Consider the following 15342-nt stretch of genomic DNA (forward strand, 5'->3'; position numbering starts at 1 on the left):
AAGTATACCACAAGGCTTATAAAAAAATGCAGTGGTTGTTTTTTCGCCGCTATAGAAAGTAATTGGTTGAGGCGGCGTTGAAAATTAAGGTTACGTTATTGTTGTAGATGAAATATATGTTTAGCGTGCGTTAAGCGTGGTTAATTGCTGTAACAAGTATATTCGCGTAATTTCTTCTGCTTAATCGACTCTCTTTTGCTAACTTTCTGAAAAGAAAGAAATTATGGTTTTACCGCTTCGTTTTTTATATTGAAAAAAGTTTCCAGCTTATGTACAACTTCATTTCCAAAAACGAGAACAAAGTTGGCGGTGATTGTTTTTTTGCCTTTCATTATGGGCTAAAAAAAAGCTAATATATGCCGAATTAGTTTTCGCAGCGTTATCCCTTTTCCGGAGATACTCCTTTGATCAACGTACTACTTGTTGATGACCATGAACTGGTGCGCGCAGGGATACGACGCATTCTCGAAGATATTAAGGGCATAAAAGTGACGGGTGAGGTCAACTGCGGTGAAGACGCCATTAAATGGTGTCGTGCCAATGCGGTTGATGTTGTTCTCATGGATATGAATATGCCCGGTATCGGCGGCCTTGAAGCGACGCGTAAAATCGCGCGCGGCAGTGCCGACACAAAAGTCATCATGCTTACCGTTCACACCGAAAACCCCTTGCCCGCCAAAGTGATGCAGGCTGGCGCTGCGGGTTATCTCACGAAAGGCGCTGCGCCGCAGGACGTGGTTAACGCCATTCGCTGCGTTCACTCAGGCCAACGCTATATCGCTTCTGACATTGCACAGCAGATGGCGCTTAGCCAAATCGAGCCAGAAAAGACAGATTCACCGTTCGACAGTTTGTCGGAACGTGAATTGCAGATTATGCTGATGATCACAAAGGGCCAGAAGGTCAATGAGATCTCAGAGCAACTGCATCTGAGCCCGAAAACGGTGAACAGCTATCGCTATCGGATGTTCAGTAAACTGAACATTCACGGTGACGTCGAACTGACGCACCTCGCCATTCGCCATGGTTTGTGCAATGCGGAGACGTTAATAAGTCAGTGACTGAAGTTTTTGATTCCAAAGCCTTTCTGAAAACGGTAACCAGTAAGCCCGGTGTCTATCGTATGTATGACACCGGCGGTACCGTTATCTATGTCGGTAAAGCAAAAGACCTGAAAAAACGTCTTTCCAGCTACTTCCGCAGCAATCTCGCCTCGCGCAAAACCGAAGCGCTGGTCGCGCAGATCCAACAGATCGACGTGACCGTTACGCACACGGAGACCGAAGCGCTGCTGCTGGAGCACAACTACATCAAGCTTTACCAGCCTCGCTACAACGTGCTGCTCAGGGACGATAAATCTTATCCGTTTATTTTCCTCAGCAACGATACGCACCCTCGTCTGGCAACCCATCGCGGCGCGAAGCATGCGAAGGGGGAGTATTTTGGCCCCTTCCCGAACGGCTACGCGGTGCGGGAAACGCTGGCGTTGTTGCAAAAAATCTTCCCTGTTCGCCAGTGCGAAAATAGCGTCTATCGCAACCGCTCCCGTCCGTGCCTGCAGTACCAGATTGGTCGCTGCCTTGGTCCGTGCGTTGAGGGACTGGTGAGCGAAGAGGAGTATGCGCAGCAGGTCGACTATGTGCGGCTGTTCCTCGCCGGCAAAGACGATCAGGTGCTGACCCAGCTTATCGCGAGAATGGAGCAAGCCAGCCAGGCGCTCGATTTTGAAGAAGCCGCGCGCGTGCGCGATCAAATCCAGGCGGTACGGCGCGTAACGGAGAAACAGTTCGTATCCAATAACGGCGACGATCTTGATGTTATCGGCGTGGCGTTTGACGCTGGCATGGCCTGTGTCCATGTGCTGTTTATTCGCCAGGGCAAGGTGCTCGGCAGCCGCAGCTACTATCCAAAAGTGCCGGGCGGCACCGAGCTTGGCGAAGTAGTCGAAACCTTTGTCGGCCAGTTTTATCTGCAGGGTAGCCAGATGCGCACGCTGCCGGGCGAAATCCTGCTCGACTTTGACCTTACCGATAAAACCCTGCTGGGTGATTCCCTTTCAGAGCTGGCCGGGCGTAAAGTCAATGTGCAGACCAAACCGCGTGGCGATCGCGCCCGTTATCTGAAGCTGGCGCGCACCAATGCCGCGACGGCGCTGAGCACTAAGCTTTCTCAGCAGTCGACCGTCCATCAGCGCCTTGCCGCGCTGGCGAGCGTGCTTAATCTGCCTGCGGTAAAACGCATGGAGTGCTTTGATATCAGCCATACTATGGGCGAGCAGACGGTCGCTTCCTGCGTCGTGTTTGATCCTAACGGGCCGGTGCGCGCCGAGTATCGTCGTTATAACATCACCGGCATCACGCCGGGGGATGACTACGCGGCGATGAACCAGGTGCTGCGCCGCCGTTATGGCAAAGCCATTGAAGAGAACAAGATCCCTGATGTGATCCTCATCGATGGGGGTAAAGGGCAACTGGGCCAGGCGAAAACGGTGTTTGCCGAACTGGACGTACCGTGGGATAAACATAAGCCGCTGCTGTTGGGTGTGGCGAAGGGTGCTGACCGTAAAGCCGGTCTGGAAACGCTCTTTTTCGAGCCAGAGGGGGAGGGGTTCAGCCTGCCGCCGGATTCACCCGCGCTGCATGTGATTCAGCACATTCGTGATGAATCGCACGATCACGCCATCAGCGGACACCGTAAAAAACGGGCGAAGGTGAAGAACACCAGCTCGCTTGAAACCATCGAAGGGGTGGGGCCGAAACGCCGTCAGATGCTGCTGAAGTATATGGGCGGTCTGCAAGGGTTACAGAACGCCAGCATTGAGGAAATTGCGAAAGTGCCGGGCATCTCGCAAGGTCTGGCAGAAAAGATCTTCTACTCGTTGAAACATTAGGGGCTCTGTAGCAACATAGAGCGAAATTTTACGGACAACAGACAGTTAACGCCAACATGCGATTCAATATTCCTACGTTGCTCACCCTTTTTCGCGTCATCCTGATCCCGTTTTTCGTTCTGGCGTTCTATCTGCCGTTCAACTGGGCGCCGTTTGTCTGCGCCCTTATTTTTTGCTGCGCGGCGGTAACCGACTGGTTTGACGGTTATCTGGCGCGTCGCTGGAACCAGAGCACGCGCTTTGGCGCCTTTCTCGATCCGGTAGCCGATAAGGTGCTGGTCGGGATCGCGATGGTGCTGGTGGCGGAGCACTATCACAGCTGGTGGGTGACGCTGCCTGCGGCAACGATGATCGCCCGTGAAATTATCATCTCGGCCCTGCGCGAGTGGATGGCAGAGATGGGCAAGCGCAGCCGTGTGGCGGTCTCATGGATCGGTAAAGTCAAAACCACGGCGCAGATGGTGGCGCTGGTGTGGCTGCTGTGGCGACCAAACCAGTGGGTGGAGTACGCCGGTATTGCGCTCTTCTTTGTTGCCGCGGTGCTGACGCTGTGGTCGATGCTGCAGTATCTCAACGCTGCACGCGGCGATCTGCTCGAACCGTGATCGTTTCGTCGCAAATTTCAGCAAACGATCGTGCTTTTGAAAAATATCGTTGACTCATTGCGTCAGGTAAGTAGAATGCAACGCATCGGAAGGCGGCACAGCTTGCCAGAAGATAATAAAATCAAGCGATTACAACACGCTTGATGATGCGGGAATAGCTCAGTTGGTAGAGCACGACCTTGCCAAGGTCGGGGTCGCGAGTTCGAGTCTCGTTTCCCGCTCCAGTTTTACGCATCGGCTGTTACAGCGGGTGCTGGCTGAAAAGCCTGAAGGATTTTGGCGCGTTAGCAAAGCGGTTATGTAGCGGATTGCAAATCCGTCTAGTCCGGTTCGACTCCGGAACGCGCCTCCAATTTCTTCCCGAGCCCGGATGGTGGAATCGGTAGACACAAGGGATTTAAAATCCCTCGGCGTTCGCGCTGTGCGGGTTCAAGTCCCGCTCCGGGTACCATGGGGAAAAAGCAGAATAATCAAAGCAATAAGCAGTGTCGTGAAACCACCGAAAGGTGGTTTTTTTGTGCCTGAAATTTGGTTTCGCCATTGGCTTTCGCCATAAAAAAGAGGGCATCACTGCTCCTAACGACCTGAACTATCGATACCTTGCGGTTGTATCTCGCCGTCTGAGAAGCGTTTTTGTGCCCGGATATTTCCTGTTTTTCATTTAATGTTCTTTGCAGATTTGATATTCCTTTTGCTTTCAGATCGTGGAAGGTAAATTGAAAGTCCAGCTCAGGGTATTTCTCCGCCGCAGCCTTTTTGGCCTTCATCTATTAGGTGTTAAATGCACCCACGTATACCTTGATCCAGAAGGTTGATGGATAACAGAGATGTTTACCATTCCGGGGTGGAGTGGCAAATTATCCGACATGCCTATTGCTGCACGTAGACGCTCGGTCCAGGCTTTTATCTGCGTTACAGCGGTCTTACTCTGGTGTATGAGGATCCCCTCTTCAAGCAGCTGACTTTTCTTTAAATCCAGCACGTCACCCTGGGGCGCACAACACGGATAAGCGATCTCCATCCCTATTTTTACTGGTGTTGAAGCAACGTCCAGTAAGGCTTTATATTCCCGGTCACTCATGTATCGTGTGCGGGCTTGCTCCTTGAATTGTTTAACTCCCTGGCAAGGATTCATTTTCACCTTACCTCTCTCATATGCCCATCTAAAAACACGTGACATAAAGGCCTTTTCCCGGTTCGCCTGAACGCGACTTAGACACCACGTCGATCCATATATTTTCTGATATGTTCAGGTTTAATGTTGCCCGGTTTCATCTTTCCAAAGACGATATTCACCTTAGCTGAATACTTCGTGTAGTCCTTTCTCGTTTCCGGTGCTAATTCGTGAAAATCACCGGAGTTAAAGAAGTCTTCGCATAGTCCAAGAAAATTTTTACCAAGCTTGATATCGCTGATGGACCGTTCATATTCTGCCCACACCTGAGCTTTCGTCAGGTCGTTGTTACACAAGCGAATTGTTCTTCCATCTGGCGACCTAAACTCATAAGCCGATTTACCTCGCCTTACGCGCAGAGGCAACCAGTTATCCTCCGGGTTCTTACGCGCTCTGGGCATCTCATATCATCAAAATTTGGTTCTTATTCCTCCGGGGGGCCTGATACTTTTTCACCCCCGCGGGGTTGTCGACATGAGACCAGGTTGTGCCAGGCCTTCCGTCTTTGCGCGGGATAAAAAATACGCCGCTTTCCTTTAGCGCTTTGCACTGCAAAGAAGGTCGGCGATAACCAGTCAACTGATAAAGGTCATCGGGAGTAAGAAAGCGTCGGCTATTATCGCTCATTGTCATATCTCCACTGTCGGCTACAACCGGCTATTTCAATCGGTACGCGCTGCCTTGATATGCATTAGTGGCTAAACGTCTTTAGGCTCCGGCCACTGGCGCGCCATGTTAATTTTCAGCTTCTCTTCCATTGCCGCGTTGATTGCAGCATCGCTGATCCCGGCGTGACGCTGCGCATCCCACAACAGGAATTGCATATCAGCCCACTCGCTTAAATCATCCTGTTCGTCAGCGGTTTCAATAGCTTCTTTCGCAAGGTGTTTGAGAAGACCGACACTACCCAACCTTCTTTCTGACCAGTAGGAGGTGTTGATCCCGCCTCCCCACGATGCGAAGAATTCGAACATGTCCGCGAGACGTGAAAACGTCCAGGGCCCATATCCCCGGTTAATATCACGAGGGCTGCAGACGGTTCAATCAAGGCTGCATCGCCGATCGTTCGCATTGTGAAAAGCAAAGAGGACTGTACGCGTCCTGATATTGAAGAGACAGTGCGGCGCAGGCGTGGCGAATGCAGAAGCTGTGGGCGTTACTCTGACCCGTGAAGCGACGGGTGTGCACCTTCTTAAGGGATCTGCTGGTCTGGCTAGTCCGGGTGGCAAATGTTGCCTCCTCGTGACCCGCAGGGTTCCGGTGACATGGGTATCGTGGAAGCAGAGCAGGAAGAAAATGGCTCGCTCATCATCCGACTCTACAAGCGCCGTTATGTTCTTTCCGAAGATGGGGACATCGAACTGCAAAAAGGTGCGGCGATTGATGTGCCTCCGACGAGATGGATCGCTGTCCGCCTGGATATGCCGGAAAACAGCATCTGGAATGAGCGTGCTGAGAGCGCAAAGTAAGAATAAAAAAGCCCCGGCGACGTGGCAGTTACATTCCGCGCCTTTCTGTTGCAGGCTATGGGTATGTACTGATTTTAGACGATTTTAAAATTTCACTTTAGTAAATTCGATACCGGGGAATTCTTTAAAGCCACCTTCTAAGAAGGGGGCTTTTACTATTGGCTTAAAAAGTTAGCAAATATTTTTTTAAACGCTATTAATTGAATGCGGCAGAATTAACTGCCGCATTTATTTAATATAATCTGGGGTTACGGAACGGGTGGCTTTTTTTCTTTATCTGATAGTCGTATAAAAGGAAGTTCAACGCATTTATAAGTAAAGCAGGATAGAAAAGTAACAATAAAAGCTGCTGTACATACTATCTGGAATGATACAGCCCCAACTGGGCCAATCAATGGTCTGTTTATCAGGATATAAAGCACTATTCCATGGAGTAAGTAGATGCTATATGTTGCCTCACCTAACTTACGTAACATCTTGGTATTAAGGATGCCAAAAACAGAGCATCCTGAACAAATAAGGGAGAAGCATAATCCACAAATTAATATTGGTATAGGGCTGTAAGTTAATTTAAAAAAGAAAAGTTCGAAGGTGATCATGCCCATGACAATGATACTTGAGTAAAACTTTACCGATAGTTGCTTAAACCACTCAATTTCTCTAAGGTAAGAAGCTGCAAAGCCGCAAGCAAAAGAGAGTAGGTGCGTCTTATCGGAGCCGTAATTAAAATAATACATAACAAATAATAAGCTTATGCAAATAAATACAACTCTAACTTTTCGCCTCAACAAAAAAGCAATTAATGGAAGTGAAAAATAAAAGAACCATTCATATACAAGTGTCCATGTCACTCCGGCATTTATTATAAAAGTGTTGTTAAGGCCGTTTATATTAGGCACACCAAGGAAAGTAAAAGGGAGCCAGTGTGATATCGAGATAACAATGTCTTTTATTGATGTTTTAACCTGCCACCCGCTTTGTACGCCAACTATAAAAAAAATAATTAGCAAGGACAGAGCGAACATTGGCGTTAATCTAAAAAATCTGGATGTATATAAACGAATCCAGTTCTGATTGCTCTTCCTTATTTTTGTAAAAAATAGGTAGCCAGTTATCATGAGAAAGAGAGAAACGCCTATCTGCCCAATATTAGTAAAAAAATTAGAGTCCGGTATTTTCCATACACCATATTTTATATATCCTTTCCATATTACTGAGTGATGGACAAATACAAACAAAGCCAGCAGACCTCGCAGACCATCAATCTGTGAGTTTCTTCCATTCTCGTAAACTTTGATAGGTGAAATCAAATCAAAGAATTTCACAGCAAGGATCGCACAAATTATCACCGATGGCAGCAGTGATAAATCGAAAAATTCATTCAACTTTAACCTCTTGGTCCAGTAAGCTTGGCGGGGGTCTATAAGATTTTCCTGATTCTAACATCAGCAAGGATTTCATCAAGAAATCCTTAAGAATATTTAAGTTTTGATAATTTATATAATTGTTTAAATATGCATAAAAATAGCAGGGAATCAGTGATTACACGCCGAAATTAATCTTTAACAAACTGTAAGAGTTTATTCCTGTTGCCTGAGCCTGGAAGCTTGCTTAAAACTGCTTACCTATCAGAAGCTTGATGATTTTTTTCGATTTGAACTGGAAAGAATGAAGCTCTCAAAATATGTATATAAAAAAGCGATAAGGGGTACATATCACGCCAGGAAGAGACGATATTGATACAGCATTCAGGCAGGTTATAGTTATGGAGCTTAGCGGGCGACGCACGGTTACTACGGCAGATTTTGTGAAGGTGTGCTCACGATTTAACTGGGGACTGGACGCTGCGCCAGGATAATGAGTGGATTGAGAGCTACGTCAGCATATTCAAAGATATCTCTCAGCAAGAGCGAGAATTCCGCATGTTCATGATGTACAACCCGAACGGAGGTCTAAGATGGGATTTCCTTTTGCTGCTGCTAATTATATGGATGAGAAGATATCACTCGACCATGAACTCATTCGCGTACCTTCTGTAACTTACTTCTGGCGTGCCGCGTCAAATTCGTGCCGTGAAACGATAAAGAGAGGTGCTTTGCTGTTTCTGGATATGTCTGCCACGCCGGTAGAAGGATCGATCGTGATGTGTCATCTGGATGAGTAAATGCAAATGCTGCAGCTGCGGTTTCACCCACGACCGAGGCTGGAAGAACTGGATCACCCGTAAGTGACATGCCAGATCTCTAATGAGTACTACGACGGCCGCCCGGTATTCAAAGGGGTGGCCTACTACATCATCAACGACGCCAGGACAGGGGAGTTTGACGACTGTCCGGTAATGTAATTTGTCAGGGGTTTTACCTTCATTTTACCTTGGTTTTACCTTAGACAAATTTCAGGCATAAAAAACAAGCCGTAAATCTCAGGTTTAATTGGGGAATTTCGTCGGCACGAGAGGATTTGAACCTCCAGCCCCTGACACCCCATGACAGCGGTTCCTATATTAAGAGCCGCTTTGTGCCAGGAGCAATATTGAGAACCTTAGCCGCTTTGCTAATGAGAACAGGGGATCTGCGCCCAACATGCAATGCGACTTCCTTACCTCGCTCAGCGCTGAAACTCACCAAAGCCAACGTCGCTTGGGTTCTTGCCAGGCTCCGTGCCACAGGTCAAAACGTGTGAGTGGTTCGAGTTTTTTTAGCACGGCAACTTCACCCGCAGATAAGAGACTTCGCTCCGAAACAGAAATACCGAAAAGGCCTTCATCGACCGGAAATATTTCACATTCTGATGCCAGCGCTCCCAATGCTTTTTCTATCTTGTTACGTTCTGCTTTGATAACTAACTGGAGTCCCATCAGCTTCTAAACTCCACAATTGCTACCTGCTCAAGCGCTTGCCTGACCAAGGCCTGAGTCTGATCAGGGATAGATTGTCCTCTGATGTCATAGACGACCCGGCAAGTTTGAATGTGCGGTGGAAGCTGCGATAGTCCCCAGCTTATTCTGGCAATATTGTATGCAATACTGAGTTTTATCGATTCCGGTGATGCCAGACTGTGGTTGGCCACAAGTACAAACTCGCCGCGTTCTTCATTTATAAATTCCGGGGTGAACATTACGCCTCCGTTTGATTGTTTCGCCAAACGCTGGAAATTGAATGCTTTTTCATCAATGGCTTCGATAGTAACGGTAACACTTTGAATGAAAACACTTATAATCTCAGTGAATGTTATGAAAAACAACACTAACCCTCTGTTTTTGCATAACTACACAACTGATTTAAAATCCCTCGGCGTTCGCACTGTGCGGGTTCAAGTCCCGCTCCGGGTACCATGGGGAAAAAGCAGAATAATCAAAGCAATAAGCAGTGTCGTGAAACCACCGAAAGGTGGTTTTTTTGTGCCTGAAATATGGCTTCGTCAGGATTTCGCCATTCAGCACCGCCATAAAAAAGGCCGCCAGCTGGCGACCTTTCTCAATAAAGGGATTGAACCCCGCACGCTTTCAAAGTTAACCCACTTCCGGCAACCATCCAGCCACAATCAAAAACTGAATAGTAATAATGGCGATGCCGCAGGCAAAGATCAGGCAGAGCGCCGGTTTCCCGCCCAGCACGCGATAACCGCTTTGCGGATGGTGCTTGCGGCTCTGCCACGCCAGCATCGATGGCAGCAGCAGGGCTAATACCGCAAGCGCAACGCCTGCATAACCGAGTGCCATCACAAAACCGCGCGGATAGAAGAGGGCAAACGCCAGCGGCGGCAGGAAGGTGATGATGCCGGTTTGCAAACGGCCGCTGACGCTATTGCGGCGGCGAAAGAGATCGGCCAGATAATCGAACAGACCCAGCGAAACGCCGAGGAATGAAGTGGCCAGCGCCAGATCGGCGAAGAGGTGGATCGCCAGCTCAACATGCGCAGAGGCGACGACATCGCGCAGCGCCAGCAACAAGCCATTCAGCCCCGACTGGCTGGCCAGCAGGCCGATAAAAGTATGGGAGTCGATGCTGCCAAGCGTCGCCAGCTGCCAGAAGATATAAGCCACCAGCGGAATGGCGCTACCGGTGATAAACACTTTGCGCAACTGGCGAATGTTGCCGCCCATATAGCTGACAATGCTCGGCACGCTGCCGTGAAAACCAAACGAGGTAAAAATCACCGGCAGGGCTGAGAGCGCAAGCCCTTTTTCCAGCGGCATTGTCAGCAGGTTCGCCTGGTGTACGTGCGGCATTAACAGCACCAGCATGATCACTAAAAAGAGGATCTTGGCGCTGAAGAGAAAACGGTTAAAGAGATCGACCAGTGAGGTGCCGATGCAGACCACGCCGCCAGCGACCAGTGTAAAGATCAGCACGCCCGCGCTCGAGGAGAGCGAAACGTTGAACCATTCACTGATACTTGAAGCGAGCAATTCACCAGCACCGCTGATATAGGCAGCCGTTAGCGCATACATCAGAAACATCATGCTGAAACCGGTGATCACCTGCCCATAGCGACCCAGATAGCGCTGCGCCAGTGAGCCGAGCCCGGTCTCAGCCGGAACATGCTGATAGACCTCAAGCAGCAGCAGGGCGGTGTAACACATCACGGCCCATAAGATGAAAAGCAGCCCCAGCGTCGTTGCAAACCCTACGCCCGCCGCCGCCAGCGGCATCGCCAGCATGCCCGCACCAATGGTGGTGCCGGCGACAATAAATACACTTCCAAGTGCCCGATTTTTCACACTTTCCTCTATTTCTTCACTCACTGCACACGCAATACGCGGCGCAGAGTAAGATAATTCCACCGTTTCGTCAAATGACCGTTACATCTGTTGTAATTTTTTGTTTACAGCTTATTGGTAGGGCGAGAAAGAGCTATGACCGGGGGTGTTGAGTACGGAAGCAGGCAGTATTTTGCAGAAGGGGGATAAGCAGAGAGAAATGGTCTGGAGCAGAAGAAAAAGGCGGTACAGAATTAACCGAACCGCCTTTGTTATTAATTTTGTGCGTCGAGGGTCGCCAGCTCTTTATCAATAAAGTAGAGGCCTTCACCGCTTTTACCCGCCAGCGTTAATTTATCAATGACCGATTTAAAGAGTTTCTCTTCTTCATGCTGCTCGGCAACATACCACTGCAGGAAATTAAAGGTCGGATAATCCTGCGACATCATTGCAACGTGCGCCAGCTCATTAATTTTTTGCGTAATATGCTGCTCATGTTCGTAAGTCGCGCGGAACAGTTCATCAAGGGAGGCATACTCTGCGACCGGTGAAGCAATATTCGCGATGCGCGGCAGGCTGCCGGTGTCCGTCAGGTAGTCGAACAGGCGCTGCATATGGGTCATCTCTTCCTGCGCGTGGCGGCGCAGAAACGCGGCGGCACCTTCAAAGCTGTGATAGCTGCACCATGCGCTCATCTGTTGATAGAGCAGGGAGGAGAAGAGTTCCAGATTCATCTGTTCGTTGAGTTTTTCAATCATCTCTGCTTTTAACATCGCACGGCTCCGGAATTAAAAATATAACAGGGGAAAGTGCCGCCACTATAATTTGTTATTTAATTATTTGCAAAAGGTAAAATAATAAAGCGTTTGATTAATAAAGAGAATGCGAATAACACGCATTGCCGGAGGGATATTTAAATGAATGAGAATTGTTTTGATTATTAATAAAAGAAAAAGCCAGCAATAATAGCTGGCTTCAGAATTTACCAGGCCGCGCGATTGGGGTCGATAGCAATACCGCGACACTGATATTGAATGGTGATTTTGGTGTTCATGCAGCCTGAACCGCTGATCAAGCTACAGGTCTGCACCGGTTGGCCGAACGGCACGGCGGTAGCATAACCCAACTGCTGGCACTGTTTGTTGGCGGTGCCCTGGGCGACATACTCATCATACCGTGCGGTCTGCATCATCGGCTGGTTAAAGCTCAGACGTACCACGCCGCTGGTGGTGTCCACACTGCTCACTTCTGCTTCTTTGGTGATGGTGCACCCGGCAAGGAGTAACAGCGTGGCGGCAATAACGACTCTCTTCATGACGTTGCTCTGCTTCATTTTTTGCATCTTCTCATCTTAATCGCCCCCTTTGTGCGGCAATCGACGGAATAACCCCCCGAACACCCTCTACTAATCAGGACGGCTCAAGCGGGCCGCTCAAAACTGTGAGGCGGCTTTTGATTTTTAAAACAATTTTTCACTAAATTTGAAAGTGTGTTTGTGAGGTAGTAAGGTTTAGGTAACCTTTGCTATCCGAAGCACGTCTACAGGAGATGAAAATGAAAATTGCACTGATGATGGAAAACAGCCAGGCGGCGAAAAACGCCATCATTCTCAAAGAGCTGAAAACCGTAGCCGATGAGAAAGATTTCCCGGTGTATAACGTCGGCATGAGCGACGAAAATGACCATCATCTGACCTATATCCACCTCGGCATTATGGCCAGCATTCTGCTCAACTCTAAAGCGGTAGATTTCGTGGTGACTGGCTGCGGCACCGGGCAGGGCGCGCTGATGTCGCTGAACATCCATCCGGGCGTGGTCTGCGGTTACTGTATCGATCCGGCCGATGCGTTCCTGTTCGCGCAGATCAACAATGGTAACGCGCTGGCGCTGCCGTTTGCGAAAGGCTTTGGCTGGGGCGCAGAGCTGAATGTACGCTTTATCTTTGAGAAAGCCTTTACCGGCCGCAACGGGGAAGGTTACCCGCCGGAGCGTAAAGAGCCGCAGGTGCGTAACGCCGGGATCCTGAACCAGGTGAAAGCAGCGGTGGTGAAAGAGAACTATCTCGATACGCTGCGCGCCATCGATCGCGAACTGGTGAAAACCGCCGTCTCCGGCGAGCGTTTCCAGCAGTGCTTCTTCGAGAACTGCCAGAATAAAGAGATCGAAGCCTTCGTGCGTGAAGTGCTGGCCTGATAACCACCTTGCCTGATGGCGTTGCGCTTATCAGGCCTACGGGCAGGCAGCTTGCCACCGGTGTCTGCTTTGCCTGATGGCGCTACGCTTATTCGGCCTACGGGGAACAAATTTCGTTCTTCGCCCGTAGGCCGGATAAGGCGTTAGCTGCCATCCGGCATTGCTGTTTAACGGCTTTTCTGCGACACCGCGCTGCCGGCATCCTTTGTCAAGCGCAGCGTATCAATCATTCCCACCAGACAGATCAACGCAATAAAGACAAACGCCAGCCGGAAACTAATCCCCTCCATCCCGGCGATCCCTAACCAGCCGCTGATATGCTCCCCAAGGCGAATGCCAATCGCGCCAAGCGTAATGCCAAGACCCACCGCCAGCTGTGTCGCCGTGCTAAACAGCGTATTGGCATAGCTCATCTGCGCGGCAGGCACATCGGCAAACGCCAGCGTACTGACCCCGGTAAACTGCACCGAGCGAAAAACGCCGCCAAGGTAGAGGATGACAAAGATCAGCCACACCGGCGTATCGGCGGTAAGAAAGGCGCAGGCCAGCAACGCCATCACATTTAGCGCGCCGTTAATCAACAGCAGCTTACGAAAGCCGAGCCAGCGGATAAGCGGCGTGGTCGCCGGTTTAATAGACAAATTCCCGGCAAACACCGCCAGCACCAGCAGCCCGGCATGGAAAGGATCCATCCCAAATCCGACCTGAAACAGCAGTGGCAGCAGAAACGGCACCGCGCTGATCGAGGCGCGAAATAGCGAGCCGCCATACATGGTGACGCGAAAAGTCGGCACCTGCATCGCGTCGAGGCGGATCATCGGCCACGCATGGCGGCGAAAATGGCGCAGCGTAAAGGCAAACATCGCCCCTCCGAGCATCAGCAGTGCCAGCGTCAATCCACCCTGCGGGTGTTGCGAACCGAGCGCTTCCATTGCGTAAACCAGGCTCACCATCGCGATGCTGGTGGTCAGAAAGCCGGTTAAGTCGAAGGGGCGCCGCTCCTCCTCGCGGATATTGGGAATAATGCGCAGCGCCAGCGCCATCCCCAGCAGGCCGAGCGGCACATTAATAAAGAAGATCCAGCGCCAGTCGGCGTAGTGGGTAATAAACCCGCCGAGCGGCGGGCCGATAATCGGTGCCACCAGCGCCGGCCAGGTGAGCGTGGCGATGGCGGTAATCAGTTGATGTTTCGGCGTGGTGCGCAGCACCGCCAGCCGCCCGACCGGCACCATCAGCGCGCCGCCCATCCCCTGCAAAATACGCATCGCCACAAACATCTCGACGCTGGTGGAGAGGCCGCACAGCACCGAGGCGAAGGTGAAGATGGCCAGCGCCAGGGTAAAGATGGTGCGCGCGCCGAAGCGATCGGCGATCCAGCCGCTGGCGGGGATCAAGACGGCGAGAGTGATCAGATAGGCGCTGATGCCGATATTGAGCGCCACCGCTTCGACGCCAAAGGTTTTTGCCATATCCGGCAGCGCGGTGGCGATCACCGTGCCGTCAATAAACTCCATAAAGAAGGCGCCCGCTACCAGTAATGCAGCGGGAGAAACCGCGCCTCGCGTTTGCGCAGGGGAACTGTCGGTCATTAAGGCTCTGCCATCCACAAAAAATAATTGAAGAAGCTAAAAATATTTTTAGCGCGCTAACTGCCGGATTTGTCATCAGATTGCTAATAAAACTACGCCATTTTCGATTTTTGAAACGTGATTTCGATCGCAGATAGATTGATTTTTGTGACGGGCGTCATATTATGTCGCCCATTAAGGCTCAACACCTGCCTGACTATTTGCCGGAGTGAATAATGAAACTGCGTAAAATCCTGAAGCATATGTTCGAAACCTATTGCAAGACGTTCAAAGACGTCCCGCCTGGCGCGATGTTCTGAGAATAAAAAACCTGCTGCGGCAGGTTTTTTTGTCTCTGCGCAACGCGGCCGCGCGCAAAACTACTCTTACCCGCCGTTTCCCGCTACTATGGCGCCCTTTCAATAAGGAGCTTCCCATGTCGCAAAACACCCCCGCCGACCAGGAGCTGGTCTCTGACGTTGTCGCTTGCCAGCTGGTCATCAAACAGATCCTTGATGTCATTGACGTTATCGCGCCGGTTGAAGTGCGTGAAAAAATGGCTAACCAGCTTAAAACCATCGACTTCTCGACCCATCCTGCCGCCGCCGATCCGGTGACGCGCCGGGCGATTCAAAAAGCGATTGCGCTGATTGAACTGAGGTTCACCCCGCAGGGCGAAGCGCACTAACGCGAACTTTATCGAATCCCGGCAGCGGGTCTGTGACGTAGCGAGGATTTTGA

Annotated in this window: 16 protein-coding genes, 3 tRNA genes and 2 pseudogenes; 11 read left to right on the forward strand and 10 right to left on the reverse strand. The window is 50.3% G+C overall.

The window, feature by feature from the left end; all coding sequences use genetic code 11:
• The first annotated feature begins 404 nt into the window (after window positions 1-404).
• The 6 genes from uvrY to IAE48_RS04760 all read left to right on the forward strand — a co-directional run bounded on the left by uvrY (window position 405) and on the right by IAE48_RS04760 (window position 3946).
• On the forward strand, window positions 405-1061 hold the full coding sequence (gene uvrY, locus IAE48_RS04735) for a UvrY/SirA/GacA family response regulator transcription factor (RefSeq protein WP_094420782.1): 657 nt from the start codon (window positions 405-407) through the stop codon (window positions 1059-1061).
• Entirely contained in the window at window positions 1058-2890 is a 1833-nt protein-coding gene (gene uvrC / locus IAE48_RS04740) for an excinuclease ABC subunit UvrC (protein WP_042712092.1), read from the forward strand. Before uvrY ends, uvrC begins: the two co-directional genes overlap by 4 nt.
• Before the next feature lie 56 nt (window positions 2891-2946).
• Window positions 2947-3495: a CDP-diacylglycerol--glycerol-3-phosphate 3-phosphatidyltransferase gene (pgsA, locus tag IAE48_RS04745; RefSeq protein WP_023480080.1), complete on the forward strand. Its 549-nt coding sequence runs from the start codon at window positions 2947-2949 to the stop codon at window positions 3493-3495.
• Between the two features lie 148 nt (window positions 3496-3643).
• Window positions 3644-3719 (forward strand) — tRNA-Gly (locus IAE48_RS04750).
• Window positions 3720-3773: 54 nt separating this feature from the next.
• Window positions 3774-3847 (forward strand) — tRNA-Cys (locus IAE48_RS04755).
• Between the two features lie 12 nt (window positions 3848-3859).
• Window positions 3860-3946: transfer RNA gene (locus IAE48_RS04760), tRNA-Leu, on the forward strand.
• 19 nt (window positions 3947-3965) lie between these two features.
• Here the strand turns inward: IAE48_RS04760 and IAE48_RS04770 are convergent.
• From IAE48_RS04770 to IAE48_RS04780, 3 genes and pseudogenes are all read right to left on the reverse strand, one after another.
• Window positions 3966-5070 (reverse strand): annotated as a pseudogene (locus IAE48_RS04770) (integrase).
• A gap of 1 nt (window position 5071) precedes the next feature.
• The gene (locus IAE48_RS04775; RefSeq protein WP_370568958.1) at window positions 5072-5302 is read right to left on the reverse strand and encodes a DUF4224 domain-containing protein; all 231 of its coding nucleotides are present in this window, start codon (window positions 5300-5302) and stop codon (window positions 5072-5074) included.
• A 71-nt stretch (window positions 5303-5373) separates the two neighbouring features.
• A pseudogene (locus IAE48_RS04780) lies at window positions 5374-5643 on the reverse strand (dATP/dGTP pyrophosphohydrolase domain-containing protein); the annotation flags it as partial.
• 291 nt (window positions 5644-5934) lie between these two features.
• On the opposite strand from IAE48_RS04780, the gene IAE48_RS24005 reads away from it, so the two are divergent.
• Window positions 5935-6138: a hypothetical protein gene (locus IAE48_RS24005; RefSeq protein ID WP_232045363.1), complete on the forward strand. Its 204-nt coding sequence runs from the start codon at window positions 5935-5937 to the stop codon at window positions 6136-6138.
• A gap of 248 nt (window positions 6139-6386) precedes the next feature.
• Here the strand turns inward: IAE48_RS24005 and IAE48_RS04790 are convergent, their stop codons facing one another.
• Window positions 6387-7523: an acyltransferase gene (locus IAE48_RS04790; protein WP_200133649.1), complete on the reverse strand. Its 1137-nt coding sequence runs from the start codon at window positions 7521-7523 to the stop codon at window positions 6387-6389.
• Between the two features lie 572 nt (window positions 7524-8095).
• On the opposite strand from IAE48_RS04790, the gene IAE48_RS24015 reads away from it, so the two are divergent.
• Window positions 8096-8302, forward strand: coding sequence for a S24 family peptidase (locus IAE48_RS24015; RefSeq protein ID WP_232045364.1), 207 nt, complete (start codon window positions 8096-8098; stop codon window positions 8300-8302).
• A gap of 456 nt (window positions 8303-8758) precedes the next feature.
• On the opposite strand, the gene IAE48_RS04800 is transcribed toward IAE48_RS24015, so the two are convergent.
• The 5 genes from IAE48_RS04800 to yecR all read right to left on the reverse strand — a co-directional run bounded on the left by IAE48_RS04800 (window position 8759) and on the right by yecR (window position 12155).
• Window positions 8759-8995, reverse strand: coding sequence for a hypothetical protein (locus IAE48_RS04800; RefSeq protein ID WP_200133650.1), 237 nt, complete (start codon window positions 8993-8995; stop codon window positions 8759-8761).
• Entirely contained in the window at window positions 8995-9384 is a 390-nt protein-coding gene (locus IAE48_RS04805) for a hypothetical protein (protein WP_233631428.1), read from the reverse strand. Before IAE48_RS04805 ends, IAE48_RS04800 begins: the two co-directional genes overlap by 1 nt.
• A 265-nt stretch (window positions 9385-9649) precedes the next feature.
• A complete protein-coding gene (gene tyrP, locus IAE48_RS04810) occupies window positions 9650-10861 on the reverse strand; it encodes a tyrosine transporter TyrP (protein WP_200133651.1) in 1212 nt (403 codons plus the stop codon).
• Window positions 10862-11115: 254 nt separating this feature from the next.
• The gene (ftnA, locus tag IAE48_RS04815; protein WP_023480186.1) at window positions 11116-11613 is read right to left on the reverse strand and encodes a non-heme ferritin; all 498 of its coding nucleotides are present in this window, start codon (window positions 11611-11613) and stop codon (window positions 11116-11118) included.
• 209 nt (window positions 11614-11822) lie between these two features.
• Window positions 11823-12155 carry a YecR family lipoprotein gene (gene yecR, locus IAE48_RS04820; protein ID WP_042714920.1) on the reverse strand — a complete coding sequence of 111 codons (333 nt, stop codon included), beginning with the start codon at window positions 12153-12155 and terminating at the stop codon, window positions 11823-11825.
• A gap of 239 nt (window positions 12156-12394) precedes the next feature.
• Between yecR and IAE48_RS04825 the strand changes: the two genes are divergently transcribed.
• Entirely contained in the window at window positions 12395-13033 is a 639-nt protein-coding gene (locus tag IAE48_RS04825) for an RpiB/LacA/LacB family sugar-phosphate isomerase (RefSeq protein WP_023480165.1), read from the forward strand.
• Between the two features lie 167 nt (window positions 13034-13200).
• On the opposite strand, the gene IAE48_RS04830 is transcribed toward IAE48_RS04825, so the two are convergent.
• Entirely contained in the window at window positions 13201-14622 is a 1422-nt protein-coding gene (locus tag IAE48_RS04830; RefSeq protein WP_200133652.1) for an MFS transporter, read from the reverse strand.
• A gap of 215 nt (window positions 14623-14837) precedes the next feature.
• Here IAE48_RS04830 and azuC point away from each other — a divergent pair, with 215 nt between their 5' ends.
• On the forward strand, window positions 14838-14921 hold the full coding sequence (gene azuC / locus IAE48_RS04835) for a stress response protein AzuC (protein ID WP_017458329.1): 84 nt from the start codon (window positions 14838-14840) through the stop codon (window positions 14919-14921).
• 116 nt (window positions 14922-15037) lie between these two features.
• Complete coding sequence (locus IAE48_RS04840) at window positions 15038-15289, forward strand: DUF2766 family protein (protein ID WP_042715805.1); 252 nt, start codon at window positions 15038-15040, stop codon at window positions 15287-15289.
• Window positions 15290-15342: the final 53 nt, after the last annotated feature.

Source organism: Kosakonia sp. S57 (assembly GCF_016516575.1).
Lineage (GTDB): Bacteria > Pseudomonadota > Gammaproteobacteria > Enterobacterales > Enterobacteriaceae > Kosakonia > Kosakonia cowanii.

Coding starts and splice junctions, on each gene's coding strand:
- pgsA (WP_023480080.1), top strand. CDS start 2,947: ATGCGATTCAATATTCCTACGTTGCTCACCCTTTTTCGCGTCATCCTG.
- IAE48_RS04775 (WP_370568958.1), bottom strand. CDS start 5,302: ATGACAATGAGCGATAATAGCCGACGCTTTCTTACTCCCGATGACCTT.
- IAE48_RS24005 (WP_232045363.1), top strand. CDS start 5,935: ATGGGTATCGTGGAAGCAGAGCAGGAAGAAAATGGCTCGCTCATCATC.
- IAE48_RS24015 (WP_232045364.1), top strand. CDS start 8,096: ATGGGATTTCCTTTTGCTGCTGCTAATTATATGGATGAGAAGATATCA.
- IAE48_RS04800 (WP_200133650.1), bottom strand. CDS start 8,995: ATGGGACTCCAGTTAGTTATCAAAGCAGAACGTAACAAGATAGAAAAA.
- ftnA (WP_023480186.1), bottom strand. CDS start 11,613: ATGTTAAAAGCAGAGATGATTGAAAAACTCAACGAACAGATGAATCTG.
- yecR (WP_042714920.1), bottom strand. CDS start 12,155: ATGAAGAGAGTCGTTATTGCCGCCACGCTGTTACTCCTTGCCGGGTGC.
- IAE48_RS04825 (WP_023480165.1), top strand. CDS start 12,395: ATGAAAATTGCACTGATGATGGAAAACAGCCAGGCGGCGAAAAACGCC.
- IAE48_RS04830 (WP_200133652.1), bottom strand. CDS start 14,622: ATGACCGACAGTTCCCCTGCGCAAACGCGAGGCGCGGTTTCTCCCGCT.
- azuC (WP_017458329.1), top strand. CDS start 14,838: ATGAAACTGCGTAAAATCCTGAAGCATATGTTCGAAACCTATTGCAAG.
- IAE48_RS04840 (WP_042715805.1), top strand. CDS start 15,038: ATGTCGCAAAACACCCCCGCCGACCAGGAGCTGGTCTCTGACGTTGTC.